Genomic DNA, 26,348 nt, shown 5'->3' on the forward strand with positions numbered 1-26,348 from the left:
TGAGAGTTCAACCTTTTGTACTTTTAATGACAAATGGTTGGGTTAGTTATATACGGGCTGGATACCGGGATTCACTAACCAACGAATCGCACTGTATTGGTCAACGGGTTGTCGCGGTGTGAAATTTTGGAGATATTGTGTTGATTAAACGCATCCCCTCAGTCCTATATTGGTTTTGCCAATATGACTGAGGGGATTGTTGGCTAGCGATGAAATTAAGTCCAACAAAGAGTATTTTTGTGATCAACCGATTATAAAAACCCTTGAAAGGGGAGGGAATATAGTGTCTCTCCTTTCAAGGATATTAAAAACGGCACATTGCTTTGATCGCGAAAGGCAAATTCAGCAGTATATCCTTTAGTTTGCACAAACAAAGATTAAGAAGCTAATGCTACTTCTACCTTTTGCTGCAATTCACCTTTTTGGTACAGTTCAATTAATATGTCAGAACCGCCAAGGAATTCACCATCGAGATACACTTGGGGAATTGTGGGCCAGCTAGAGTATTCTTTAATACCTTGACGAATTTCCGGGTCTGATAGAACGTCAACCGTCTCAAAAGGAACTCCCAAGGTATTGAGAATCTGCACAACATTGTTGGAGAAACCACATTGGGGCATTAACTTGTTTCCCTTCATGAAAACTAAAATCTTGTTTTCTTGTACTAAGCTATCAATTTTGTCTTTGAGTTCTGGTGTCATGGTAATTATGTTTCCTATGTTGGATTCAACAGTGAGGAGTGAGAGTGAGGAGTCAAAATTGATAACTCCTAACTTCTAACTCTTATTTACGATGCTGTTGCTTGCCAAGCTTCGGGAGTGTATGTTTTCACCGCCAAGGCATGAATCGCTTCAGTTGACATAGCTTGACCCAACGCACCATAAACTAACTGGTGCTGTTGCACTAGTCCTTTACCTGCAAAGTGCGATGAAACTACTGTCACTTGATAGTGGTCGCCGCCACCAGTCAAGTCTTGCACCTGAATCTGTGCGTCTGGCAGTTCCGCCTTGATCATTTCCTCAACCTGTTGCGGACTAATCATCGCAATTCCTGAAAAAACTTACTTTTCTATTATTAACAGATATAGAGCAAATGCCTGTGCCAACTTCAGGCTTTGGCAAAGCTGTAGACAAAGCCGCCTCTAGGGTGTATTGCTTGAGAACGCTGGGTCAAGGTTACGGCGGATAGCTCTATCCTAGCACTGGGGAGTTCCCAAGCAACTGCTTAGGAAAATGTAGGTAAAAAGAGGTAACAAAAATTTAATTTATTTTTTTGGGGATGAGGAGGATGAATTACCACCTTCTCTGGGATAGGGAGAATCAACAAAACCCAACTCAAACAACTGTTTATAGGCTTTCTTGCCTAAATCCCGCGTTGGGTTTTGACTTTTAATTATTTGAATCAACAATGGTACAGCTAGTTCTGGCTGATTTTGTGCCCGATGTACCAATGCTAGCTGAAAAGTAGCTTCATCTCGCTTTTGGGCTGTTAATAGAGCTTTTTGACGCTGAGAATCAGAAACTCTGTTGTCAATTCCCGAAAAGCTAGAATTTAACTCTTGATAAAAATTAGATAGCTGATTATAAACTTGACGTGCTTCTTGCAGTTTCTTGGCAGCTAAGGGGTAGTTTTGAGCAGAAACGGCTTGGTCTGCCTCTTTTACTAAGCGATCGCCACCTGCAATGCTCAAAAGGCTGTTACTTTCGGTTATAGGGCGGAGATTATTTGGAGCGTTGGGGTCAATGAGTTGTGGTTGGCTGGTAGTGCCTGGTGACTGTGATACCTGAGCATTCACAGGTGATAGCAGGCTGAGGACTGCTATAACTGATAAAACAGTACGGTGCATCAAGGTAACAGCGACAGCAGTGTTCATGGGATCAATTAGTGCGACAACTATATAAAAGAGTTACGGAAACTTCGGGTATCTTAACTCTGTTTTGGTCTTGGACAAAGCAAAGTTACATCCTAAGTATCCCTGATTTAGACTAAAAATCAGTTTAATAGAGTTCCCATTACCCCTGTATATCAACTAACTCATATCGCTGCGATCAGTGATATCTACGGTGGAGTGCGTTCCCATCTGTCTGACTACCGATTTTCTTCCCCAACAATTATCTCAGCTTAACTACAATATTTGGCAGGAGAATTTTTCTAAAGCACTGCTTGAAGTATTTGCGTAGGCGTAGCCCGCCGTAGGCATCGCACCAAACCAGTTCAGAATAGTGATATCCCCAGTCCGCGTTTCTCAACTTTTTATTTAACTGTCTGACTAAATAATGAAAATATTTATCATCAAGAAATTCAGTAGTTTGCAGGCAATTAATTAGCTATTGGCTCAAAAAAATGCCAAATTGGCTGAATATATGATCAATAGAGGGTAATCTATATATACATACTCAAAGGTTGCAAAACACCACTAATCTTTTGTGACTTACTCAGGATAAATATAGCAGTTAGTAATTAGTGTCAAATATTGAAAAGGTGCAGTATTATGCACGGTCAATGATTATGAGGTTTGACTGGAGCAAGAATTAGTAATTTCTGCAAATGCATGGTTAGTAATTTTTGTTTTTTGATGGCTCAATTGTTGCAGTGCCTTTGCTAAATCAGTTGTAATATTTTTTGCATCTTGTTTTATACAGCCATTCATGTAATCCGCGATTCTGATTGGAGAGCCAATGTCAATACTCACATCTGTACCCCAATTGGGATAAGGTTGGCTGTAGTTAATGCCTATGGGTATAATTTTCACTCCTAGCCCGGAATGACTAGATTCAGCACTCAAAGCAAGACGAGCAATTCCCGGCTTTAACTGGTGAACTTGGCCATCACGAAAAATGTTACCTTCTGGAAAGATTACCAAGGTTTTTTGCTGCTGAAGTAGCTCTACTCCATGTCGCAGCGTACGGATTGACGGATGCTTAGAATTTACAGGAAACCCCCCCAAACGTCGGACAAACCAGCCTTGCAAACCTTGGCATTCGTCAACAGTCACCATAAACCGCAGGTCTTGTTCTCTGCGACAATTAGAGGTAGCGTAAGGTACGAGCAAGGCATCCCAACGCGCCCGATGAGTAGGCGCAAGGATTACAGGCCCAGTTCTAGGGATATTTTTTTGTCCGGTTATTCTAATTTGTCCAAAGAAGAATGGTAATAGGCAGTGACGCCCTAATGAATATGCCAGGGGACTTAACCAAGGAGAAACCCTTGAGGTAGTGCTATCTACCTGAGGATTTGCCGGGGTTTGCTGGCAGGTATCGGATGAAGAGTAAAATTCCATCATGACGGATGCAGCTGATTGACGGGTAAAATTTAATGAAATGCCTGATTAGTTACACCGTAGATTCTCTTGTGTGACTTGTGTCGTACTGGATGGACAGTTTTACCTCTGTCCGTTAGTTTACCTTACGCCGCTTAGTAGCAAACCAAGCCTGTAATTGCTGACGACAAGCTGACTCTAGAATGCCTCCAATTACCTGTAAGCGGTGATTAGAAGCAGCGCTATCGGGTATGTTAATAACTGTACGAATTGCGCCAGTTTTTGTATCGTCTACTCCATATACAAGTAATCCTAATCGTGATTGGACGATCGCACCTGCACACATCGGGCAAGGTTCGAGAGTTACATAGAGGGTACATTCATTAAGATGCCAATTTTGTAAAGTTATTGCAGCTGTCTTGAGAGCGAGAATTTCCGCATGAGCGGTAGGATCTTTGTCGCGCTCTTTTCTGTTTTCTCCTTGCGCCAGCAATTTGCCTGTCGAATCAATGATAACAGCACCTACAGGGATTTCACCTGCATCACCTGCTGTTTTTGCTAATTCTAAGGCATAACTCATCCATTGTTGATGTATAAGATATTCTGTATACTTAGTTAGCATATTCTTATCAATTCGATATTCTTGCCCTAAAGGTGGGCAAATTTGCACTACAGTTTACTAGCACTTTGTCAAGCTAATAACGAGAGTTTGTAATGAGTTAGTGCAGTCTTTTCTACGAGACGCTTCGCATAGCGTTTCGTAAAGAAGAGGGTTTCCTCATGAGAGACTAATACCAATTCAAAATTCAAAATTCAAAATTCAAAATTTATGCATTAAGAAAGCCAGACATAACAAAGGTTTGGGAATATGTATCTGTCGCATTCTTTTTTCAAATTGGTATAACTTTTTTGTTGGGTAAGGACTTTAGTGCTTAGAAAATTCAGGATTAAAGTCCTTACTACAAACTTGCTCACCGAGGAATTTAAAATCCAAAATTTCCCAACCAAAATTTCCCAACATAGCTATCATCAAAGAAATTGTCGGGGGCTAATTTGATTTCTAAATAGCGGCTTGGGCTAAAAGAGGATCGAGTTGACTTTGTGTATCTAGCTGATAAAGGTCATCGCAACCGCCAATGTGCTGGTTATTGATAAAAATTTGTGGTACAGTACGGCGGCCGTTAGCGCGTTCTGCCATTTTAGCTCTGGCTGCTTCGTCACCGTCGATTTTGTATTCAGTAAAATTTACACCTTTCCACCACAGCAGTATTTTGGCACGAATGCAATAAGGACAAGTCTGCCAGGTGTAAAGTTCGACATTGGCTTTGACTCGCTCTGGATGGCGATTAAAAAGGGGATTAAGAAAGTCCAGCATATTGATCTTAAGCAAGGTTTTAACTATGTCTCTAGCCTAAATCATTGCTTACCGCATCGGTGCTGGAACCCACTTTTGGAAACCCTCTAAATGATTCCAATAAGCCAAATATCCAGTTAATGCCCAAATTAGAGCGGCTACTATTAGCACTGCTACGCCAATTAATCGCCAAGTTCGGTTGGTTTTCCAATAAAGAGTTGGCGCTGCAAAAACACCACCTAATCCAGTTAAAATAAAGCCGATTCCCGATAAAAGCGGTTGCTTTGTCAAATTCAAGTTGATGATGCGGATACCCACTACGATCGCAACTGCACCAGCAAAGAAGCCGTAAATTGCGATTGTCAATAAATCCCAACCTTGAGCTATGGCGATGGCAGCTGCAATAAACAAGATTCCAAATAGAACACTTGTTTCACCGTAAGCAATGTTAAAGCTACCCATTACTGGCCAGGTGAAGCTCATGTGTAAACCAGTTGTGAGTGCGATCGCACCCGTAATTCCAAAGCCTGGAATCCACGGTCTTTGATTATAACTATCTATACCACGATACACATAGTCAGCGAGTAGAAATAACCCAGCTACCATGTTGATTAACATGAGGGTGATGTAGTCGATAAACACGATTTACCTCTGAATTTGACAAGTTATTTGCTCTGTACCTCGTTTTTTAGTTATTAGTGAATTTACCAGCTTTTTTCTTTGTTATTTTATACCTAAAGATAGATACAGAAGAAAAGCAATGTTCTAGATATACACTGTTACCTATTTGTGCCAATTTTTAACTTAGTTACTTGTGAACAAGTTTTATACTGGAGTAATTATGAGTAAAAAATCAGAATGTGTTAACTGGCACTTTTCTAACGAGTTAGCAGTAAAACTTAACTTTCTTCCACGTGTATCCGCCCTTTGGTAGACTTGAAATCTGAAATAGGCAGATGAAACGACGCAAATTCAAGCAGCTGAGAGGGCAAACTTTGTGGAAAATACACTTGGGCTAGAGATTATTGAAGTAGTAGAGCAAGCCGCGATCGCATCCGCAAAGTGGATGGGTAAAGGCGAAAAGAACACTGCTGACCAGGTAGCAGTGGAAGCCATGCGGGAGCGGATGAATAAAATCTATATGCGTGGTCGCATTGTGATTGGGGAAGGCGAACGCGACGATGCGCCGATGTTATACATCGGGGAAGAAGTTGGTATTTGTACTCAACCAAATGCTGAAGCTCTCTGTAACCCCGATGAACTAATTGAAATTGACATCGCCGTTGACCCCTGTGAAGGCACGAACTTGGTAGCTTATGGACAACCTGGTTCGATGGCTGTTTTGGCAATTTCTGAAAAGGGTGGATTATTTGCTGCTCCTGACTTTTACATGAAGAAGTTAGCAGCACCCCCGGCAGCTAAAGGCAAGGTAGACATCAATAAGTCAGCAACAGAAAACCTCAAAATTCTCGCTGAGTGTCTAGAACGTTCTATTGAAGAACTTGTGATCGTGGTCATGAAGCGCGAACGCCACAACGATTTAATTAAAGAAATTCGTGAGGCTGGAGCGAGAGTACAACTAATTTCTGACGGTGATGTGGGTGCAGCTATAAGCTGCGGTTTTGCTGGAACTAATATCCACGCGCTGATGGGTATTGGTGCGGCTCCTGAAGGTGTAATCTCCGCAGCCGCAATGCGTGCTATGGGTGGACACTTCCAAGGTCAACTGATTTACGATCCAGCAATCGTTAAAACGGGTCTGATTGGAGAAAGCAAAGAAGCCAACATCGACCGCTTAAAGTCTATGAATATCAATGACCCTGATAAGGTCTATGATGCTCATGAACTAGCATCTGGTCAAACTGTTTTATTCGCTGCTAGCGGCATTACCAGTGGTAATCTGATGGAAGGTGTACGTTTCTTCAACGGCGGAGCCAGAACTCAAAGCTTGGTAATTTCTAACCAATCAAAAACGGCTCGATTTGTTGATACGATTCACATACTTGGTGAACCCAAGAGTCTCCAACTGAACTAATTTGTCGGGAATGGGAATGGTAAAAGTAGGGGTAAAACATTTGGAAAGAAATATTTATATTAAACGGAAAAATATTCACCCAAATGTTTCATCCTTTTAGTAGTTAGTATTTAGTGATTAGTTATTGTTTGTTGGTTAGAAAACTTATTAACCAATAAACAATAATTCTCTATCTCCTAATTCTCACTCAATGCCCGATTGCCAACTACCAATTAGTAACTACGATTTAGCAAATGAATATAGCAGTGGTGGGGTTAAGCCATAAAACAGCCCCAGTAGAAGTTCGGGAAAAACTAAGTATTCCAGAACCACAAATTGAAAGTGCGATCGCTCAACTGGTCAGCTATCCCCATATTGACGAAGTTGCAATTCTTAGTACTTGTAACCGCCTGGAAATTTACATTGTTGCCAGTGAAGCAGACCAAGGTATTCGGGAAGTAACGCAGTTTCTTGCGGAATACAGTAAATTGCCCGTGTTTTCTCTGCGACAACACTTATTTATGCTGCTACATCATGATGCAGTGATGCACGTGATGCGGGTAGCAGGTGGTTTAGATAGTCTGGTACTCGGAGAAGGTCAAATTCTGGCTCAGGTGAAGACTACTCACAAACTGGGACAGCAATATAACGGTATAAAAACCATTTTGAATCGATTATTTAAACAAGCACTGACAGCTGGTAAGCGGGTTCGCACTGAAACTAGTATTGGTACTGGCGCTGTCTCTATCAGTTCGGCAGCTGTAGAGTTAGCACAGCTAAAAGTAGCAAATTTAGCAGCTTGTCGAGTGGTAATTCTCGGCGCTGGTAAAATGTCGCGGCTGCTGGTGCAACACCTACTTTCTAAAGGTGCTGTGGAAATTAGTATTGTAAATCGCTCTCGCGATCGCGCCCAAGAATTAGCAAAGCTGTTCCCTCAACAACCAATCAAAATTCATCTACTATCGGAAATGATGAGCGTAATTGCCGATAGCGATTTAGTATTCACAAGCACTTCCTCAATAGAACCAATACTTGACCGCGCCAAATTGGAAATGGTTTTAGAAGTTCAGCGCTCTTTAATGTTATTTGATATTTCTGTGCCGCGTAATGTTCATGCGGATGTAAATGAATTGGAGAATGTGCAGGCGTTTAATGTGGATGATTTGAAGGCTGTTGTAGCGCAAAACTACGAAAGCCGTCGGAAAATTGCACAGGAAGCCGAGCGACTTTTAGAAGAAGAAGTAGAAGCCTTTGATATTTGGTGGCGCTCTCTGGAAACTGTTACCACTATTAGCTGTCTGCGAAATAAAGTCGAAACCATCCGCGAACAAGAGTTAGAAAAAGCTTTGTCGAGATTGGGTTCGGAATTCGCTGACAAACATCAAGAAGTAATTGAGGCATTAACACGGGGAATTGTCAATAAAATTTTACATGACCCAATGGTGCAATTGCGATCGCAGCAGGATGTGGAAGCCAGAAGGCGCTGTATGCAAACTCTGCAAATGCTTTTCAACCTCGATGCAGAGGAACAGTTTAGTTAAATTAAACAACAATAACCCTGACTTTTGGTGAGAAGTTGGGGTTCTAAGCCAATCGGTTTGAAATTAGATATACTTCTAATTAGACATTTATCTAATTAGAAGTTAGTTATGCAATCAGAGCAATTTAACATCTTACTCCGCTTTTTCAAGGCATTAGCGGATGATAGCCGATTGAAGATTGTAGGTATCCTGGCGAATCAGGAATGCAGCGTCGAAGAATTAGCGGTGCTACTGCAACTCAAGGAACCGACGGTATCCCATCATTTAGCGAAACTTAAGGAGCTAAATTTGGTGACAATGCGTCCTGAAGGTAATAGCCGTCTGTACCAGTTGGATAGCGAGGCTTTGCAAAGCATTAGCAAGGAAATTTTCACACCTGAGAAAATAGTATCCTTGATTGAGGATGTGGATACTGAGGCTTGGGAAAGTAAAGTGTTGAAAAACTATTTTGAGGGCGATCGCCTCAAAGAAATTCCTGCTAGTCGGAAAAAGCGTCTAGTTATTCTTAAGTGGTTAGCAAACCAGTTTGATGTAAGAGTCAACTACCCTGAACACTTGGTAAATGAGATTCTCAAACGCTACCATATTGACTGTGCGACCCTGCGACGAGAGTTAATTGCTTGCCAGTTAATGCAGCGAGAAAATGGGGTTTATTGGCGTACAACATAGATATGAAAGATGAGCAGACCGCATAATTATAGGTCGATTTATGCAGTTATAAATACAAAAATTCTATTACACACCTGAAGAGTATTTAGAACTTGAAGAGAAGGCTGAATATAAAAGCGAATACCATGATGGAGAAATTGTACCGATAACGGGTGGTACAACAAATCATAATAAAATTGCTTTAAATTTAGCTGCATTCTTAAAAATTGCTTTAAGCCGTAAAAATTATGATGTTTATATTAGTGATATGCGTTTGTAGATACCCCGTTATCGGCAGCATACGTATCCCGATGTGATGGTGATCGAGGGACAACCTATTTATACAGGAACCAGCACAACAACAGTTATGAATCCGATGTTAATTGCTGAAGTTTTATCTCAATCGACTAAAAATTATGACCAAGGCGATAAGTTTCTTTATTATCGCTCTATTCCAGAATTTAAGGAATATATTTTAATTGACTAATATCAGTATCATGTGATGCAGTATGTAAAAACTGCGGAAAGTCAATGGTTATTTACTGAACTTGAACATGAGTCTGCAACTTTATCACTGAAAACGGTTGATTTTCAAATTGAATTGTGCGACCTTTACGAACAAGTCAATTTTGCAGAAAATAACGAAGATTAAAATAATTCGTAATGACGTTTGTGGATTCGCCAAAGTAATTCATAATAGTAATAATAGGGTTCAGTCGCTACCAAAGTCTATCACTAAATTTGTGTTTATTCCTCAGTAAAGATAAGAGGCCAGAATTGAACAAAGGAAACATTGGGTGCTTTAAGGTTTGTATCTGACAATTATTGAAATTTTCCCATTTTCGAGTTCCAGCTTGGTAATTTAAACCTGCTTCGGTAAAAGCAGTTTGAACTTGCTCTAAATCTCTGACTGTCATCATTGACATAAAAAGCTTTTTTCATTGAGATATACAACTCGATTTTAACAAGAGCCTAATTTCCAAAGATTTGACACCGTGTGCGACTTTCTCTTAAACCTAAACTCTAAGCCCTTCCTTACCAGAGAAGAAAAGCAAGAATGAAAGCCTCTCTCCCACACAGGGAGAGTTTGGCACAGAAAGCTAATGCACTCTATTTTCCCAAATAAGCTTCTAAAACTTTGGGATTAGTTTGAATTTCTGCTGGTGTACCGTCAGCTAAATTCTGCCCTTCCGCAAGTACCCAAACACGATCGCACAAGGACATAACCACATCCATATTGTGTTCGATAATCAAAAAGGTCATGCCATCTTGACGATTCCAAGTGATAATGCGATCGCAAATATCATCAATCAGTTTCGGATTCACCCCAGCCGCCGGTTCATCCAACAAAATTAACTTGGGGTTAGTCATCAGCGCCCGTCCCATTTCCAGCAACTTGCGTTGTCCACCAGACAAACCACCAGCATAATCGTGTGCTTTTTTTGCCAAACCCACTGATTCTAATAGAAACATTGCCCGCTCTTGGAGTTGCTTTTCTTCCTTAGCGACAACGTGCGGTTGCAACTGCACCTGCCAAAAATTTTCGCCCGTTTGTTTTTGCGCCGCCAGCAGCATATTTTCTAACACCGACAACCGCGAGAGAGTCCGTGCAACCTGAAAGGTGCGGATTACCCCCTGCTGGGCGATTTGATATGGTTGCAAATTGTGAATCGGTTCGCCGTCAAAAATCACTCGTCCCTTATCGGGGCGGATGAAGTTCGAGAGTAAATTAAATAAAGTAGTTTTACCAGCACCATTGGGGCCAATCAAGCCCGTAATACTGCCTTTAGGAACTTCGATTTTTGCCTCATTAACTGCTTTGACACCACCAAAGCTTTTAGAAAGTCCAGTGGCTACCAAAAGAGGAAGTGGGGATGAATAGTTATTTACCAAGGGTGAGTTCCTCCTTTTTCCCTAAGATACCTTGAGGACGCCAAATCATCAGTACCATCAAAATTAGTCCGATTACCATAATGCGAAATGCGCCCAAACGTGCTTCATCAAGAGAAACGATTCTGGGTAAGACTTCTCGCGTTAGCGCATCGTAAGTAAAGAAAATTATCGCGCCTACGATTGTGCCGACATTTTTCCCAGAACCGCCTAAAATCACCATAATCCAAGTGTCAAAGGTGATCTGCGGTTGGAAATTATCAGGGTAAATGGCGCTGAGTTGCCAAGCGAAGAAAGCACCAGCGATACCCGCGATCGCACCTCCTAACATCAGAGATTGTAATTTATACCAAAAGACATTTTTTCCTAATGCTTTGGGAATTTCTTCATCTTCGCGGATGGCTTTGAGAATTCTACCCCAAGGCGATCGCACCAAAGTTTCTAACCGCCAGTATACAAATGCTAAAACCAGCAACAACACCAGCATCAAACCCGCTTTTGGGTTGTAATTATACAGTCCGATTACTCCAGAAATATAAATCGCTGCCGCCAAAATTGCTAACACAATTCCTATACCCAAGCGCGATGTAAATTCTTGCTTGCTAGTTGTCCTTTTACCTAAATCAGTAGTCCGAGATATTTGAGTGGTACGAATCCATTGCCACAAAGTAAAGAAAGTTACAGCAGCCAGCAGCGTCAAAAGCCCAATCATTACTAATTTGACAAACAAACTTGGCTCTGTGGATAGGGGTATGGGATAACTTTGCACGCCAAACGCCCCAGAAATCCAAGTATCACCCACGGGCAATTCTTGATTATTCACCACCAAACGAATTAATTCGCCCGTGCCAATGGTAACAATTCCTAGATAATCTTCCCGTAAGCGGAGAGTTACAAAACCAATTATCAAACCCAACAAGGCAGCAGCAATTGCCCCAGCCAGTGCCGATACTAGTATCGGTACGCCCTTTAAGCTTAACAATACTGTTGTATATGCTCCCAGGGTCATGAAAGCAATATGACCAAAGTTAATTAATCCCGTAAAGCCCCACTGTAAATTCAGTCCTAGTGCGAATAGAGCAAAAAGTGCTGTAGAAATTGCTAAGAAAATTAGATAGTCAACCATATTAAATTATTTGGGAATTGGGAATTGGGAATTGGGAATTGGGCATAGAGAATTGGGCATTGGGCATTGGGCATAGTTGTTCTCCTTGTCCTCCTTGTCCTCCTTGTCCCCTTGTCCCCTTGTCCCCAAGTCTCTCCTGCTCCTCTGCCCTCAACGCTTGGCGAATAAATTTTAGCGTAGCTTGAGCAAAGCTAATTTTATGGGAATACTATTTATTGTTGGTATTTGCTGGTAGGGAATAATTGACGTATGAATTTGCTGCGCCTTAGAATGCATCACTTAATAGAGCAGTTAGGTGATGACGATTTGCAAGACATTTGGAACGTTCTTGAAGGTTTACATTATGACTTTTATATGCTTAAAGCTATACAAAAAGTCAAGCGATCGCAGCAACCGTGGGATATCTTAACCCATGAAGAAGCAGTAAGACTGTTGATGTTTTTTTAGTTCAGCAGCGCTTTCTTCTCTTGTGCCAGTGGCCCCTCAAGTTTTGGTGAAGGTAACGCCAGTGAGTTTGGAAATGCGCTATGCCAGGTCTTTTTTGCTAGACCTGAAGAATTTAGAACCTGCCGCCTACGAGCGGGTGCATGATTTTGTTTTTATTGAGTTAGCCCAAAAGTGGCAACTGACTGATTTAAAAGAACTGCGACAGCTTGATAGTGAAGGCATTTTTCATCGCTTCACCTTAGACAATTATTTGATTGGTATAGAAATTAGAGGTGAAATTGTGAAATTTTTGCGTGTCATCCCTATGCCAGATGTTTAAAGTAAAGAGTTAAGGGAACACTTAAAACTGTAAACTGTATAAGGCTAGGCAGGGATCGCTATAACCTTACATTAAACTGGTTTTTGAAAAACATTTTATTTGAGATTTCCCTATGGATGCTAGGGCACTTTGGCAACGATACCAAAATTGGTTATATTTCCACGAGGGATTGGGACTGTACTTAGACGTGAGTCGGATACGGTTCGATGATGCCTTCGTGGAATCGTTGCAGCCGAAGTTTGACAAGGCGTTTGCGGATATGGCTCAACTAGAGAAGGGTGCGATCGCAAATCCTGATGAGAACCGCATGGTTGGACACTACTGGCTGCGAAATCCTGATTTAGCGCCAGCTCCAGAACTTACACAAGAAATAGTCCAAACTCTAGAACAAATCGAAGCCTTTGCGGAAAAAGTCCAAACAGGTGCTATTCATCCTCCTAGAGCAAGCCGCTTCACGGATATTATCTCCATCGGCATTGGTGGTTCCGCTCTCGGCCCCCAATTCGTTGCGGAAGCTCTTGCTCCTGATTTCCCACCCCTGAAAATTCACTTTATCGATAACAACGATCCCGCAGGTATCGATCGCGTTCTCAATCATCTCCGAAATAGCCTCGCCAGCACTTTGGTATTGGTGATCTCCAAATCTGGGGGAACGCCGGAACCTCGTAACGGCATGATTGAAGTTAAAAAAGCTTATGCTGGCCACAATTTGGAGTTTGCTCAGTATGCGGTAGCAATTACTAGCGTTGATAGCAATCTCGATAAACTAGCCAAAGATGAAGGCTGGCTGGCGAGATTTCCGATGTATGACTGGGTAGGAGGACGCACCTCAGAAATGTCTGCTGTCGGGTTAGTACCAGCAGCATTACAGGGCATTGATGTTCGCGCTATGCTAGACGGTGCAAAAGAAATGGATGACGCTACCCGCGTCCCAGATGTGAAAAATAACCCAGCAGCCTTGCTTGCTTTGTCTTGGTACTTTGAAGGCAATGGAAAGGGCGAAAAAGATATGGTTGTTCTACCTTACAAGGACAGCTTATTTTTATTCAGTCGCTATTTACAACAGCTGGTGATGGAATCCTTGGGCAAGGAAAAAGACTTAGATGGCAACGTTGTCCATCAAGGTATCGCCGTTTATGGCAACAAAGGCTCAACAGATCAACACGCTTACGTCCAGCAGTTACGCGAGGGTGTAGCGAACTTCTTTGCTACCTTCATCGAAGTGTTAGAAGATCGTCAAGGCCCATCGACTGAAATAGATCCAGGAGTTACATCAGGCGATTATCTTTCCGGTTTTCTCCAAGGAACCCGACAAGCGCTTTATGAAAATCACCGCGATTCGATTACAGTCACGATTCCCCAAGTTAATCCCCGAATGGTAGGGGCATTAATTGCTTTGTACGAACGTGCTGTTGGTTTATATGGTAGTTTGGTCAACGTCAACGCCTATCATCAACCAGGTGTAGAAGCTGGCAAAAAAGCTGCCGCCTCCATTCTCGATTTGCAAACACGAGTGGTAGCAGTGCTACAAAAAGAAAAAACTCCCCTTTCTGTAGAGGAACTCGCCGAGAAAGCAGGCGCATCAGACCAAGTTGAGGCAATTTACAAGATTTTACGTCATATCTATGCCAATCAGCGGGGTGTAGTTTTGCAAGGCGATCTTCACAAACCCGATACTTTGACTGTTTCTGCTAGCTGATAACTCTAGTCTGAATATCACATTTTGTCCATAATTGTTGTATCAGCAACAATTTTTTATTGTGAAGCATCCTAAATAGAAGATATATCTTCCGTCTAGGATGCTTCACTGTATAATTCGTAATTCGTAATTAAGTTTTATAGCTCAATACTGTTGAGTTAAGCACTTCTTTCTTCTCTTCCTTTACCTAGTTACGAATTATTTTAATTATGAATTGCCATAAGGCGTTGATTAAAGTAACTCTTGGGTAAGAAACAGCGATCGGGTAAAAAAGGATTGTTGAGATTTTGACATAAGAAAGTGCTAGGTTTATCCCGATGACAAAATGGTGGCACAATTCCCCAGTGTTCTGCTAGCCAAATCCAGTATCCTGTTTCAATTCTGCCGTAGCTTGATACTGTGAAAATCTCTCCAACACTGTTGTTAATAGATACTAAATCTGACGATGATTTGATGTCAATTAGCAGCCAAGCTAACTCATCAGCAGAAAAATAATAGCCATTTTCGGCAGCGATATCTATAAACTGCTGTGGATCTTTAGCTATTAGCAATTCTTCTTTGAGAGATGGGGTTTTTTGTGCAATATCAAAAAGATCCCAAATCTGTCTTCTCGTAACTAGAAACCAGGCAAGTTCTTCTGCGGTCAAATTGTAACCGTTTTCTCTTGCTAACTTGAGAAACGGCTCAAGGCTATCGGTTTGTGATAGTTGACTTTTCAACTGGAAAGTTTGCTCTACTAGTGACAAGAAATCAATAATCTTTTGCCATGTCACTTTGTCAAATTTATTGTTAACTTTTATTTTTTCTTTCCAATAAATGTATTTATCTTCTTTAAGAAAGAAATTCCAAATTTGATAATACATAGGTCATCTTGCCAAGTTTTAAACTTGGTAGAGGTTTGTAATTAATAAACACCAGTGTAGTAAGTATAATGTGTTTCTTCGACAGTACTAAATTTTTGATATTATGTAAATGAAATTACACAGTGAGTAAATATAAAATATTTGTAAAGTTTGTAACTATAAATAATAGTTACTGAGGAAAAGATGAAAGATTGCGATGCTTGGGGTGGACTGAGCTGCAACTAAGATTTTTATTCTCATAAAATAAAATTAAGTCAATGGATAGTATTAATTATTCATGAGGCAAGACTGTAAAGCAATCTATACTTTAGTTATTTTGAAACGAATCGCATACTCCTACGGAGAAGAAAGCTACGTATAGCGTCTTTTAGAGAAGGCAAGAGGCAAAAAGAGGTATTTTTTAGAGACTATTAATTTAGTATAATTACATATAAAATTCTAGCGATCGCCTTTATCTTCCTGTAAATAAAGTTAACGTAGCATTAAAAAATGGGATTATTGAATTATCCGATTGTGTATATTAACTTTGAAATAAATGGAATCGTGATCGCACTTCAGTTATTTTGAAACGAACCGCCTACTCTTACGGAGAAGCAAGCTACGCGCTGCGTCTCGTAGAGAAGACGCAGAGAACCCAGAGGGAAGAAAAGAGATATATTTTACTATCTTTAATTAATAAGTAAGTCGCGGAGAAAGTAAAAGCGATCGCTATTCCAATTACTACCTTTAATTCGCCCCAAATAGCCTGTTAAGGGTGAGGAAAGTTCTATCAGAATTTCGTGCATTTCTGCTATTTTTATTGGCTGTGGTGGATGTGAGCCGAAATACGCACCATGTAAAGCTTCTACACCAGCAGATTCTATACCTGAGTTTTCTAAGTAATTTTTGACGAGATGGATAATGTGCGATCGCAATTTAATCTCTCTCTCAGCTTTATCAATATACTCATCAATTTTATAGTCAATTTGCCCAGCTTGTAGATATTGTTGTAATTCTACTAAGTTAATAGCACCTGGATATTTTGCTTTGAATTCAACTAGCTTTTGTAAAGTCATTACATTTATAATACTAATTTTAGATATCTCAGCAGATTCTTTCAAATTTTTAGTCGGTTTACCTGGGCCAATAATTAACCTTACAGCTTGAAGATAATTTTCTTTTAGATGCCTTCTACCAATCCTATCTAATTCTTCTACTGCACGATCAGGAATGGTTTTTCCTGCTTTACATTCGCAAACGAGAGGATAAGGTTGTGAGCAAAATAAGTCTAAGCCACCTGCACCGCCTTTGTAGTTTTCTTCAACTTTGAATCCTAAAAAATCAAGGCTACGGCGTGCGATGATTTCAAAATCTGTACCAGCTTGATAGTTGCTTTTACCCTCATCTTTTTCTATGCTGCGATCGCCCAATTTTACAATATCATTTATCCAAACTAAATTCAGATCGGCTTGCTTAATTAGCTTGTCACTACTCCAACCTAAAAATACTTTGATGTCTTCGTCTAATTGTTTCGCGGCTGGTTGGCTAATGGTTAGGGATGTGATCGCACTCTGCAATTCTTCCAATTCAGGATGCAGTGGAGGTTCTAGTTTTTCTAATTGGCGTTTGCGTTGGGCGAAGGTGCGATCGTTTAATACTGGAGTGGCTTCAGAAACCGTTAGAGAATTAGGTAAACTAACAAATTTTCCTAGCTTTTCCTGAATATTGGGATTGACTGATATTTCTTGTAACTGAGGTAATTGATAAATACGCAAGTAAGCTAGAAAAAGATACTGTTGTTTTTGTAGTATCTCCTTTAAGACTTTTGGTGTCCATATTGTTAATTTAGACAAAATATCTAATGGCTTAGTCTCATCTAAAATTTGGCAAAGTTCACATTTAGCCCAAGCTTTAATTGAAACTGAAGAGTCAGCAGGATAAAGTGCAAATCTCTGTCCAGGACGAATAAACATCTTGGGTAAAGCTGCTATTGTTCGCCCCTGTATTAAGGCTTCAATATCAGGGACAAGTAGACACAACGCTGTTGGAATTGAAAACTGCTGATTCATTTATAGTTAGCTATATGTTTAGTTCGGTGTAATCAGCATTAGCAACACTTTTAGGAATATTAATAGGTAATCCATCATCAGTTAAATTAGTAGGTTCTTGACCAGAAGGATCGCTGAGAATTTCTCGAATCAAAGGATTATTTATTGCTATTTGCTTTTGTTCAATAAAATCACAAATCTTTTCTTCTGTCAGTTCATAACTTTCACGGTTATAGTAAACGAATAATATCGCCAACAGAGGTTTAATGTCTTGGCTTTGCAAACCTACCCATTCTCCACCCTTTTGTCTTAAAAGTATTCTCAAATTCTCTCTAGCTTGTATCGCAGTTGAATTAATTTTCTTTGAACGCACCAAGCAACCGCGAGTTAGATTAAATGTTCTGTAATCAATTAGTCGTTTTAAGGCAGCACCTATAACATTGTGGTCTTGCTGAACTACATCTACTCCAATCCTCACTCTTTTCTTATTGCCGATAATTTTGAAATCCATGAAGCCATTATTGGCTGCACTAGGCTCTACTTTTTCAATTGATTCGATTGTTACTCCCTCAACAGTTTTACCTATTAAATTATTGAAAGCAAGCAAAAGAGCATCAGTAATTGTTGCTTCCTCTTCCATTAATGCATCAATAGAAGCCTCAACATTTGCTAATTCATTATCGAAACACGGTTTAACCGGATGTGGTGGTGGCGGTAGTACACATGGTGGCAAAGGAGGCAATATTTTTCCAACTGAAGGTAAAGGAGGTACGAAATTCTCTGCACACCATTTTAAAACTGACCTAACAGTAGGTCTACTTTTACCGAGTTCTCTGAGTTGAGTTTCATTAAATGGGTAAAGAGAACGAGGAGGTGTTTGTTTCTGTTCCTGATAAAAACTTTGTAACCATTGACTAACTAAAGCCACAATATCATCAGAATTTAGATATTTTAATGCAATTGGTTGCCTGTCACCTTGTTCGCTTGCTAATCTATCAACAACTGCTTCAGCTTGTGGTAATGTCCTGATTTGCTCATTCCAAGTTTCAGGATACATAGCCAAAAGGAAAACGCCTCTTTTGAGATTGTTATATAAATCCTTAACTAAGTTTGCAATAACCTGTGCTGCTGTAAAACCTGTGTCGGAAATTTCTGCAATATCTAATTCATCAAAGCAAATCACCGGAACTCTATAATGGCTGATTATATCTAAAATCTGGCGTACATTATTTAATGCTTCAGCTTCTTTATCTAAATTTTTAGGATTTGGTAAACCTAGTGTATCAGCTTGTGTTTGTGTAATATCTAAACCTGATAGCCAATAATTTGCATAGTGAGCGTGTACTGTAGAAAGTGTCCACAAAATCGCTCTAATTATATAAGGATTATTAATGTCAGGCTTAATTTTCAACACAGCTTCTGTTAAAGTATCAATTGTCTTAGTTGAGTATCTACTTAACCAATTGGGGTAAATATTACTGATGTACTGCTGTGGTGTATAGTTACAATTTTTAGCTTCATTAATTAAAGCAGCAGCTATTTCTTGCCACTGCATTACTTGTTGACCACCAAAGGCTCTAAGGCTAGAAGCAACGGCTTGCAGGAATTGATACTTAATCTGATTCAGACTGTTATACTTACCCATATAAATAAATAAGGCATCATCTTCTGTTTCTAAGTGATGGCGAACACGGCTGATAAGATGACTTTTACCTAACCCTTTTTCAGCCGTTATTGTGATACCTACTGTTTCACGCTTCCCTTTACGAATTTGTTCAACTGCATCAAATACTGCATTAGAAGCGTGAGAATTAATTATAGAAACATCGGGATAACTTTTTCCCCATATCTGTTGAGGTCTGACAACAATATGTCCTGCAAATGGGTTTTGATTTCTAACTAGTTCATCAATGGTAGATGTAGTGGCAATCATAATATTGTGAAATTAATTTAGTGAGGAGTACAAGGAAGTTTAGGCTTTGAGAAGCTTGGCGTAGCAGCGTAATCCATCTAATACCGTGGTGATGGAATCTTCTATTTTGTCAGGTGCGTTATCTTCTACAGTTCCACCCTGTAGTTGCAAAATATCGTTAGCTTGTGTTTCTAGCAGCCAATCATTAAACTCTGTACGACTCACGCGATCGCCTATTACTCTCCTGATACGATAAATTGGCACTAGATTATTAAAGTTGTATTCATAGTTCAACTTGTCGTAGACTTCCAACGCCACTGACTTAAACTCGTCATAAGATGCGATTCCTTTGGAAAGCTCCGCTAACGCACCCTTCCCATTAACTGGTACATCTGCACCACTAACTGCAACATCAATCTGACTAATCCATTTCACCAACGCATTCGCCGCCCAAGTTCCGACAATCGTCCCTTCAAACTTAAACTTGCCACTCCTCAAACCCTTACCCAATACCTCTAAACCCTTAGGAGATGTCAGAGAATATCCTTTTTTTGAAATTGCGATCGCACCCTGCTTCTGTAATTCCTCGAATATGCTCTGATAATCTGCCACCTTCTGGCTTTTGGCTACAATTCGCTTAGTGAGTTGACCCTTCTTAACTTCCTGCTGCGTTCCTCCCAAATCCCACAAAGCCAAAAGAAGACGAGTACTAGTATTTTTAGATGTCATATTGAGTGTACTTTTTGACAAAAAGTATCATAGTAACTGTATCTTTCTAAAATATTTACATGGAAAAAATAACCGAGAAATTGCTGAATATTTCAGCTAAATAGATTTATAAATAATCAACAATATATTTCCTTGGGATGAATGCAGTTTCTCTCAAAGGCAAGATGGAATGCTTGAGAAAATTGACGAATATGACAGAGAAACGCTGTAGCTGTGCAGTTGTGAATTTAGTGGTATATGTTTTTTCAATTCCCAGCGAAATAACAGGAATTCCGGCTTTGTTTTTGCAACAGCAAGGCTTTTAGCAAATACAGGTGAGAACGAAATCCAATGAACACAATATTTAAAGAACGTAAAATAGTTTCGCGTCTATTTGCAGTGCTGCTTTCGGCATTGCTAATGGTGCCCTTGCTGAGTAGCTGCGGAGGCGGTTCTAAAAACGCTTCAGTTCCACCACCTGTTGATGATACCGCCGGTAGAACAGTGAGCGATCGCCAAACCGAAGCGAAGAAGGGCTTGTCTACAGGGCAGAAAGTTGCTATTTTGGCTGGTGCTGCGGGACTTTATTATCTCTACAATCAGCATAAGAATGCTTCCCAAGATGGAGCGCAAGGTAAGTACTATCTTTCCAAGAACGGGCGTGTATATTACCGTGATGCTGAACATCGCGCTCACTGGGTAACGCCACCATCAGAAGGAATTCGAGTACCGGAATCTGAAGCACAAAAGTATCGGGAATTCCAAGGCTATAACCGGAGTACCACAGGTCGCGATCTCTCTGGTCTAACTTCATCCGCAGCTCCAGCACTCTAGATCAGCGAAGCGTGTGTAAATTAAGAAAGCGGGTTTCCCGGAGGATAACGCTGATCGCGCACGTCGGAAACACGAACTTAAATCAGGAGACAGATTATGGTAGATGAATTTTTCCGAAAGGCGAAGGAGTTGCTTTTGGGGTCGAACAACGATCAAGCCGATCAAGACGCCGAATTCCGCGATCGCAATGTACGTCCAGCCAGCGAAGATCCCTACGGCGACCCCGCAGATCCGGCGTCTTACGGCAATGTTCGCCCAGCCAGTGAAGATCCCTACGGCGACCCCGGAGATATCTCGTCTTACGGCAATGTTCGCCCAGCTAGCGAAGACCCTTATGGCGACCCCGGAGATATCTCGTCTTATGGCAATGTTCGCCCAGCTAGCGAAGACCCTTACGGCGACCCCGCAGACACAGGGGAGTTTGGTGATGTTCGCCCAGCCAGCGAAGACCCCTACGGCGACCCCGCAGATCAGGATTCCCGCCGTTAACGCAACACCCAACCCTCCAGCCTCCTTTTAAACCAAAAATGGAGATAATTCAAAGCCTCTTCTCTTCTAGGGGAGAGGTTTACAGAGGGATTTACAGATTTAATCTATAGGGTGATAAATTTCGGAATAAAAATAAGGCAGCGGGATTAAAACCTACTGCCTTTTATTTTTGCTGCTATTCCTACAAATTACGAATTATTTTTTACCCAAAATTCCCTGCGATCGCTTAATATTTTGACGCACAGATCGAGCAGCGCCACTGTTGGAAGTTGTTTCTATCAAACGTTCAATCGTGGTTGCATCCAGCAATTCAGTGATGGGAATACCGTTAACGGTAGCATAACCAAATAAGGGAACCATTAAATCGCCGTGGCTACTCAACACTATTGCTTTGACATCGCGGGTAAAACGCCCAATTCTAGGGCAATGAAGGTTTCAAAACGGGCGGAATCTAACATACCAATAATGCAATGTCTAGCGACAAGCCCCTTCTCTACCAGACCAGACGCTCGGCAAACGGGTCTACGCGTGGTAAACCTGTTGCTTGCCAAGCTAAACAAGTCATCACCTCCACCGGATTGGTAACGACAAGAAAAATAGCATTGGGAGAATCAGTGATATCTACAACGGACTACGCCTATGCATTTTTTGCCGCTTCCACTAAAATCTTGGCATTGATTTTCAACAAATCATCCCGACTCATCCCTGGTTTGTGAGGAAGTCCGGCGGTAATCTCAGGAGTCCAAATAAATGCTGAATCCTGAATTCTGACTCCTAAATTCTTTTTTATTATTTAAACTCTTCAAGTTGATCTACACGTAACCAAATATTAGGTGTTGGCACTTTTCCAAACTTAATCAGGGCGTAATCACCTTTGATATCTACAATTTCGCCTTTGCTTTCAAACAAATAAGAAGGAAAGCGAGTATCACTAGCTTTAGCCTCCAGACTGTTTTCTAGTTTTTCGCGTACAGCGCGAACCATATCTCCTTTTTTGACTGCCATGAGTTCCTCTCTCAAATTTCTAACGTCTTTCACCTGCATTTTAAAAGAGTTTCGAGTTAGAATTCCTAACTCTTGTAAAGACGCGATTAATCGCGTCTCATAACTCCCCGTAGCGTTTGACACTCGGAGCAAAAATGACTAGACCGCCCAGCTAACCTAATCCGTTGAATTGATGTACCACAAACTCGACAGGGTTCTCCAACGCGGTTATAAACCCAGGCTACACCACCATAATTGCCGTTAGTACCTTTGACATCTAAGAAATTACTAAATGTTGTACCACCAGCCTCAATGCTAGTTTCTAACACTTGAATGATGGCTGTTCGCAAACGCTCAATTTGCTTTAGCTGCAAATCTATACACAAAGTTTCAGGTAAAATTCCACTCTTAAACAATGCTTCATCGGCATAGATGTTACCTAATCCTGCCACCACCGATTGATCTAGTAGCGCAGTCTTAATTGGACGGCGACGGTTTTGGAGTTTGCTTGCTAGATATTCAACAGTGAATTCGGGTGAAAATGGATCTGCTGCCAGTTTTGCCAAACCAGTCATAATACTTTCTACAGCAACACCAGGCGGAACCCACCATATTTTACCGAAAGTACGCTGATCGACAAAGCGTAATTCCTGCTGTTCTCCAAAGAATAATCTAACCCGCGTGTGCTTGTGTAATGGTTCATCTCGATGCAGCCATAGTAATTGACCGGTCATTCGCAGATGAACTCCTAACCAACTGGTTGATGGAGGGGAAGTTGAGGAGAGTTTAGCAATGAGATACTTACCGCGACGATGCCAAGTAGCGATCGCATTTTTTTCAATTCCATCAACAAACTCACCAATAGAAAACGGATAGGCAATGGTGCCATTAAGCAACACATCTGCACCCGTGATTTCTTGGTTGAGGGTCAATTGATTTAGACCTCTTCGGACTGTTTCAACTTCAGGCAGTTCGGGCATTCAAGCTGAGTTAAGCAGGCAATTGTGATTTATTTGAGGAATCGAAGAAGAAAAGATGGGGGTAGTAATTTATATACCCGTAATTGGGTCTATTACTACCCAAAATAAACCGTAAATACCCGCAGGGCGGCTTTTCATAGATTAGGGTAGGCTTAAACAAAGAATGAATGAACTGAAATTTTCAGACTTCATACTTTAGACTTTTAGACTTCCCTTCATCATCGCATCAAACAACCCTCTTGTAGCTTTGCTGCTATTTTTTCGGTGCTTTAGCCTTTGGTGCTTCAACCTCGACTAATTCATCCTGGGCAAAGTTGTTGGTATTGATACCAGAGTAATTTACCTTGTCAAAGCGGACAATTACTGGGTATTTGATGCCGCTTTGGTCGATGGAAGCCACAGTTCCTAGATCCTGAAACCAGTAGGACTCAGGGCGGAGAATACGTACTTTAGAACCACGTTGAACCATGATTATTTTCCCTTTTAGTTATCAATCGCCAATCTAGAGGGCTAATTGATTTCACTCTACAACCTCAAGGTCGCAGCAAGAGTCTTTGTTAAGTTATTTGTCTGAATTGGGCATTGGGCATTGGTTATTAATTCTTCTCCCTCTGCTTCCCCTGCTCCTTTATCTTTCCCTACCCACTCCCTAAATTTAAAATTGTATTAGATCGTACTTGACAAGGCATACGTTATAGTGTACCTTCGTTCGCAAACAGTTATTTTGTAGAAGCTTATGTTTTAGTTAAGACAAACACACTTCCCTCATTACCTCTGCCGATCCGCAGGTCGTTATCTATATAAGTGATATCTAACCAGCCTTGCTGTTTGTCACTGTTTATAGCAACATCAATTCCGGGAAATTTTCTACCTGCTTCAATTTGTTGGATAAAAGTTACCGGAGAATTGTATTCTATTAAACGTTGTAAGCCGATAATAGAACGCTCAAATTTCACTTGGACACGCCGATCTGAAACTGGCTCAAATTTAGCAGCAACGCTGACTAAACCTTCTAAATAAGGTAAGCCATAAATCTCAGCTATGTTGTAAACACTGGTTGTCTCTACCCGGATACACTGATAGATTTGACCTAGTTTGCACAAAGGTAAACGATCTAAGTTTAAAAGAGCTTTGCTAGTGGTGTATAGTAATCGCCAATTGCCATCTAGCAAATTACTAGCTTCCACCGGACAGGGTGTAGGATTAAAGTCTTCTAAGTTGGCGATCGCGATTAAGATAGCCTGTTTCTGTTCTTCAGTCGCCAGTAGACCGCGATTAGTAAGTGCGATCGCATCCATAAGAGCCGCTTTTGGCATCATCGCCTGTCACCTCTAAAATCAGTCACTTTCCATCAGCATAAACAAGATATTCATAACCTATGTGTAGAACCATAAAAATTACTAAGAATCGCTTGACTTAAGCCTTATGCCTATTAAATAAAAAATTTCTATCTGAATACGGATTTATTAACCAAAGGGTTGAAAAGATAACTAAATTAATCCGTGTCAAGTGATAGACTCTAAATGTCAACTTACGTAAACCTTTTCTTGTCTTCTTTGATATGTTGAACTCTCCATTACGTGAAGAACCCCGTAACCAACGAGCCCATGTCATCCCCCTAAAGCCAGAATCCTCTTTATTAGATTGGTTGGAAAATAAAGGTCGGATCATAACGCGTGACGTTCACGAAGCGGATTTTCAAGCTGACGAAGAAGGAATAGACTCCCTAATGGGTGTAGAAGATGGAATTGGCTACGACCTTGATGATGATGAAGATGATGATATAGGAATCGCCGAGGATTAGCCTTTTGAGGTTAGGGACTTGGTAGTATCCCTAGCTACTGATATTCAATTTTATAAGTGTGGAGTGAAGGGAAACTTCTGTGGACGCTAAACTATCTCCTGAGCAAGGATTAAATATTTCTGGAATCGCGCTAGCCTCTTTATTAGCCATTGGATTAGGTACAACAGCATTTTTCTTAGATTCGATGGCCAATAGGCTACCCTGGCAAAGTATGTCGTTAACCCTGCCACTACTGTTGTGTGCGCTTGGTTCAGGTGTCGCGGGCTATTGGGTAATACCTTTACTTCAAACACTCAAAACTGGACAAATAATTCGCGAAGATGGACCCCAAGCTCATCTAAAAAAGGCAGGCACTCCTACAATGGGCGGTATATTTTTTATACCTGTAGGTGTGATAATTGCCTGCATATTGTCTAACTTTGCTACAGATGTCCTTGCCGTTTCGGCTATGACACTCAGTTACGGATTGATTGGCTGGCTCGACGATTGGCAAATTCTGCGCCGGAAATCAAATAAAGGTATATCTCCCGGAACAAAACTGGTTTTGCAGGTGAGTTTTGCGGCTATGTTTTGTCTATGGCTGATGTTTAATCAACCTTCTAATATTACAAATATTGCTTTACCTTGGGTGAGCTTCACACTACCCTTAGGATTTCTATTTTGGCCTTTAGCAGGTTTTGTGCTAGTTGCAGAAAGTAATGCGACTAATTTAACAGATGGTATTGATGGCTTGGCAGCAGGAACAGTTGCGATCGCACTTTTGGCATTAGGTGCTTTAGTTGCGCCTACAGCACCAGGATTGATGGTTTTTTGTGCTGCTTTAAGTGGTGGGTGCTTAGGTTTCTTAGCCCATAATCGTAACCCAGCCCGCGTTTTCATGGGAGATACTGGTTCCCTTGCACTGGGAGGAGCTTTAGCTGCTGTAGCACTATTGACAAACAGCTTAGTAGGTCTGTTTATTCTCAGTGGTATCTTCTTTGTAGAAACTCTTTCGGTGATGGCACAGGTAAGTTATTACAAAGCCACGAAGGGCCCCGATGGCAAAGGCAAACGTCTCTTCAAAATGGCACCCTTACACCATCATTTAGAACTTACTGGCTGGTCAGAATTGCAAGTAGTGGGAGTATTTTATATAATAGCTGCGATTTTGGCTGCAATTTGTTTAGCGATCGCTCCATTCTAAATGTTTTAAAAACTGCTTGAATATAAAAAACAGCTCCCACATCTTCAGGGAGTTGTTTTTTTATACGGTAAATTTATGAGTTTCTGATTTCTACGCTGGAAATGACGCTTGATGCCGACTGAAGGGCTGCCCATTCTACCGTTTGTGGTGTTATGAATTATTAATTATAGGTATTTATACCAATTCTCTAAAAGCTGGCTACAGATAGTGCCTCTAAAATATATTGCCTTCGGGCAATAGATGCAATAATTGGTTTGGTTAATTTGC

General features: G+C 40.9%; 27 protein-coding genes and 2 pseudogenes. 11 read left to right on the forward strand and 18 right to left on the reverse strand.

Annotation, left to right across the window (positions count from 1 at the left end; all coding sequences use genetic code 11):
- Positions 1 to 377: 377 nt before the first annotated feature.
- From grxD to V7K89_RS00990, 7 genes are all read right to left on the reverse strand, one after another.
- The gene (gene grxD, locus V7K89_RS00960) at positions 378 to 701 is read right to left on the reverse strand and encodes a Grx4 family monothiol glutaredoxin (protein WP_335183882.1); all 324 of its coding nucleotides are present in this window, start codon (positions 699 to 701) and stop codon (positions 378 to 380) included.
- Between the two features lie 86 nt (positions 702 to 787).
- Positions 788 to 1,042, reverse strand: coding sequence for a BolA family protein (locus tag V7K89_RS00965; protein WP_335183883.1), 255 nt, complete (start codon positions 1,040 to 1,042; stop codon positions 788 to 790).
- A gap of 222 nt (positions 1,043 to 1,264) precedes the next feature.
- Positions 1,265 to 1,873, reverse strand: a complete 609-nt coding sequence (locus tag V7K89_RS00970) for a hypothetical protein (RefSeq protein WP_335183884.1) — start codon at positions 1,871 to 1,873, stop codon at positions 1,265 to 1,267.
- A gap of 633 nt (positions 1,874 to 2,506) precedes the next feature.
- Positions 2,507 to 3,283, reverse strand: coding sequence for a lysophospholipid acyltransferase family protein (locus V7K89_RS00975; RefSeq protein WP_335183885.1), 777 nt, complete (start codon positions 3,281 to 3,283; stop codon positions 2,507 to 2,509).
- Between the two features lie 112 nt (positions 3,284 to 3,395).
- Positions 3,396 to 3,881, reverse strand: a complete 486-nt coding sequence (gene tadA / locus V7K89_RS00980; protein WP_335183904.1) for a tRNA adenosine(34) deaminase TadA — start codon at positions 3,879 to 3,881, stop codon at positions 3,396 to 3,398.
- A 438-nt stretch (positions 3,882 to 4,319) separates the two neighbouring features.
- The gene (gene grxC, locus V7K89_RS00985; RefSeq protein ID WP_335183905.1) at positions 4,320 to 4,634 is read right to left on the reverse strand and encodes a glutaredoxin 3; all 315 of its coding nucleotides are present in this window, start codon (positions 4,632 to 4,634) and stop codon (positions 4,320 to 4,322) included.
- A 48-nt stretch (positions 4,635 to 4,682) separates the two neighbouring features.
- Positions 4,683 to 5,255, reverse strand: a complete 573-nt coding sequence (locus V7K89_RS00990; RefSeq protein WP_335183886.1) for a DUF981 family protein — start codon at positions 5,253 to 5,255, stop codon at positions 4,683 to 4,685.
- Between the two features lie 355 nt (positions 5,256 to 5,610).
- Between V7K89_RS00990 and glpX the strand changes: the two genes are divergently transcribed.
- From glpX to V7K89_RS01010, 4 genes and pseudogenes are all read left to right on the forward strand, one after another.
- Complete coding sequence (gene glpX, locus V7K89_RS00995; RefSeq protein WP_335183887.1) at positions 5,611 to 6,648, forward strand: class II fructose-bisphosphatase; 1,038 nt, start codon at positions 5,611 to 5,613, stop codon at positions 6,646 to 6,648.
- A 233-nt stretch (positions 6,649 to 6,881) separates the two neighbouring features.
- Positions 6,882 to 8,168: a glutamyl-tRNA reductase gene (locus V7K89_RS01000; RefSeq protein WP_335183888.1), complete on the forward strand. Its 1,287-nt coding sequence runs from the start codon at positions 6,882 to 6,884 to the stop codon at positions 8,166 to 8,168.
- 108 nt (positions 8,169 to 8,276) lie between these two features.
- The gene (locus V7K89_RS01005; protein ID WP_335183889.1) at positions 8,277 to 8,837 is read left to right on the forward strand and encodes a DUF2087 domain-containing protein; all 561 of its coding nucleotides are present in this window, start codon (positions 8,277 to 8,279) and stop codon (positions 8,835 to 8,837) included.
- Positions 8,838 to 8,889: 52 nt separating this feature from the next.
- Positions 8,890 to 9,468, forward strand: a pseudogene (locus V7K89_RS01010) (Uma2 family endonuclease).
- A gap of 458 nt (positions 9,469 to 9,926) precedes the next feature.
- Here the strand turns inward: V7K89_RS01010 and V7K89_RS01015 are convergent.
- Positions 9,927 to 10,709, reverse strand: a complete 783-nt coding sequence (locus tag V7K89_RS01015) for an ABC transporter ATP-binding protein (protein WP_335183890.1) — start codon at positions 10,707 to 10,709, stop codon at positions 9,927 to 9,929.
- Positions 10,699 to 11,832 (reverse strand): branched-chain amino acid ABC transporter permease, encoded by a 1,134-nt coding sequence (locus V7K89_RS01020; RefSeq protein WP_335183891.1) that lies wholly within the window; start codon positions 11,830 to 11,832, stop codon positions 10,699 to 10,701. The genes V7K89_RS01015 and V7K89_RS01020 overlap by 11 nt, the downstream gene beginning before the upstream one ends.
- Positions 11,833 to 12,081: 249 nt before the next feature.
- Between V7K89_RS01020 and V7K89_RS01025 the strand changes: the two genes are divergently transcribed.
- The 3 genes from V7K89_RS01025 to V7K89_RS01035 all read left to right on the forward strand — a co-directional run bounded on the left by V7K89_RS01025 (position 12,082) and on the right by V7K89_RS01035 (position 14,297).
- Positions 12,082 to 12,279, forward strand: coding sequence for a hypothetical protein (locus tag V7K89_RS01025; RefSeq protein WP_334845889.1), 198 nt, complete (start codon positions 12,082 to 12,084; stop codon positions 12,277 to 12,279).
- Positions 12,280 to 12,340: 61 nt separating this feature from the next.
- Positions 12,341 to 12,598, forward strand: coding sequence for a cytotoxic translational repressor of toxin-antitoxin stability system (locus V7K89_RS01030; RefSeq protein WP_099102182.1), 258 nt, complete (start codon positions 12,341 to 12,343; stop codon positions 12,596 to 12,598).
- Between the two features lie 112 nt (positions 12,599 to 12,710).
- Positions 12,711 to 14,297 (forward strand): glucose-6-phosphate isomerase, encoded by a 1,587-nt coding sequence (locus tag V7K89_RS01035; RefSeq protein ID WP_335183892.1) that lies wholly within the window; start codon positions 12,711 to 12,713, stop codon positions 14,295 to 14,297.
- A gap of 203 nt (positions 14,298 to 14,500) precedes the next feature.
- Here the strand turns inward: V7K89_RS01035 and V7K89_RS01040 are convergent, their stop codons facing one another.
- The 4 genes from V7K89_RS01040 to V7K89_RS01055 form a co-directional block, all read right to left on the reverse strand.
- Positions 14,501 to 15,160: a Nif11-like leader peptide family natural product precursor gene (locus tag V7K89_RS01040; protein WP_335183893.1), complete on the reverse strand. Its 660-nt coding sequence runs from the start codon at positions 15,158 to 15,160 to the stop codon at positions 14,501 to 14,503.
- A gap of 668 nt (positions 15,161 to 15,828) precedes the next feature.
- Positions 15,829 to 17,208: a DUF1802 family protein gene (locus tag V7K89_RS01045; RefSeq protein ID WP_335183894.1), complete on the reverse strand. Its 1,380-nt coding sequence runs from the start codon at positions 17,206 to 17,208 to the stop codon at positions 15,829 to 15,831.
- Between the two features lie 10 nt (positions 17,209 to 17,218).
- Positions 17,219 to 19,120: a hypothetical protein gene (locus V7K89_RS01050; RefSeq protein ID WP_335183895.1), complete on the reverse strand. Its 1,902-nt coding sequence runs from the start codon at positions 19,118 to 19,120 to the stop codon at positions 17,219 to 17,221.
- Positions 19,121 to 19,159: 39 nt separating this feature from the next.
- Complete coding sequence (locus V7K89_RS01055; protein WP_335183896.1) at positions 19,160 to 19,828, reverse strand: hypothetical protein; 669 nt, start codon at positions 19,826 to 19,828, stop codon at positions 19,160 to 19,162.
- 330 nt (positions 19,829 to 20,158) lie between these two features.
- Here V7K89_RS01055 and V7K89_RS01060 point away from each other — a divergent pair, with 330 nt between their 5' ends.
- Positions 20,159 to 20,641, forward strand: a complete 483-nt coding sequence (locus tag V7K89_RS01060; protein WP_335183897.1) for a hypothetical protein — start codon at positions 20,159 to 20,161, stop codon at positions 20,639 to 20,641.
- A 96-nt stretch (positions 20,642 to 20,737) separates the two neighbouring features.
- On the forward strand, positions 20,738 to 21,130 hold the full coding sequence (locus tag V7K89_RS01065) for a translation initiation factor (RefSeq protein WP_335183898.1): 393 nt from the start codon (positions 20,738 to 20,740) through the stop codon (positions 21,128 to 21,130).
- A gap of 252 nt (positions 21,131 to 21,382) precedes the next feature.
- Here the strand turns inward: V7K89_RS01065 and V7K89_RS01070 are convergent.
- The 5 genes and pseudogenes from V7K89_RS01070 to V7K89_RS01090 all read right to left on the reverse strand — a co-directional run.
- Positions 21,383 to 21,863: pseudogene (locus tag V7K89_RS01070) on the reverse strand (lactate/malate family dehydrogenase); the annotation flags it as partial.
- A gap of 56 nt (positions 21,864 to 21,919) precedes the next feature.
- Positions 21,920 to 22,135: an NAD(P)H-quinone oxidoreductase subunit O gene (locus V7K89_RS01075; RefSeq protein ID WP_335183899.1), complete on the reverse strand. Its 216-nt coding sequence runs from the start codon at positions 22,133 to 22,135 to the stop codon at positions 21,920 to 21,922.
- Positions 22,136 to 22,221: 86 nt separating this feature from the next.
- On the reverse strand, positions 22,222 to 23,094 hold the full coding sequence (locus V7K89_RS01080; protein WP_335183900.1) for a DNA-formamidopyrimidine glycosylase: 873 nt from the start codon (positions 23,092 to 23,094) through the stop codon (positions 22,222 to 22,224).
- A gap of 253 nt (positions 23,095 to 23,347) precedes the next feature.
- Complete coding sequence (locus tag V7K89_RS01085) at positions 23,348 to 23,563, reverse strand: photosystem I reaction center subunit IV (RefSeq protein WP_229451189.1); 216 nt, start codon at positions 23,561 to 23,563, stop codon at positions 23,348 to 23,350.
- Positions 23,564 to 23,828: 265 nt separating this feature from the next.
- Positions 23,829 to 24,413, reverse strand: coding sequence for a PAP/fibrillin family protein (locus V7K89_RS01090; protein ID WP_335183901.1), 585 nt, complete (start codon positions 24,411 to 24,413; stop codon positions 23,829 to 23,831).
- A 242-nt stretch (positions 24,414 to 24,655) separates the two neighbouring features.
- On the opposite strand from V7K89_RS01090, the gene V7K89_RS01095 reads away from it, so the two are divergent.
- Complete coding sequence (locus V7K89_RS01095) at positions 24,656 to 24,898, forward strand: DUF3134 domain-containing protein (protein ID WP_335183902.1); 243 nt, start codon at positions 24,656 to 24,658, stop codon at positions 24,896 to 24,898.
- Between the two features lie 79 nt (positions 24,899 to 24,977).
- Positions 24,978 to 26,081 carry a phospho-N-acetylmuramoyl-pentapeptide-transferase gene (gene mraY, locus V7K89_RS01100; protein WP_335183903.1) on the forward strand — a complete coding sequence of 368 codons (1,104 nt, stop codon included), beginning with the start codon at positions 24,978 to 24,980 and terminating at the stop codon, positions 26,079 to 26,081.
- Positions 26,082 to 26,348 lie beyond the last annotated feature (267 nt).

This window comes from Nostoc sp., from assembly GCF_036917515.1.
Classification (GTDB): domain Bacteria; phylum Cyanobacteriota; class Cyanobacteriia; order Cyanobacteriales; family Nostocaceae; genus Nostoc.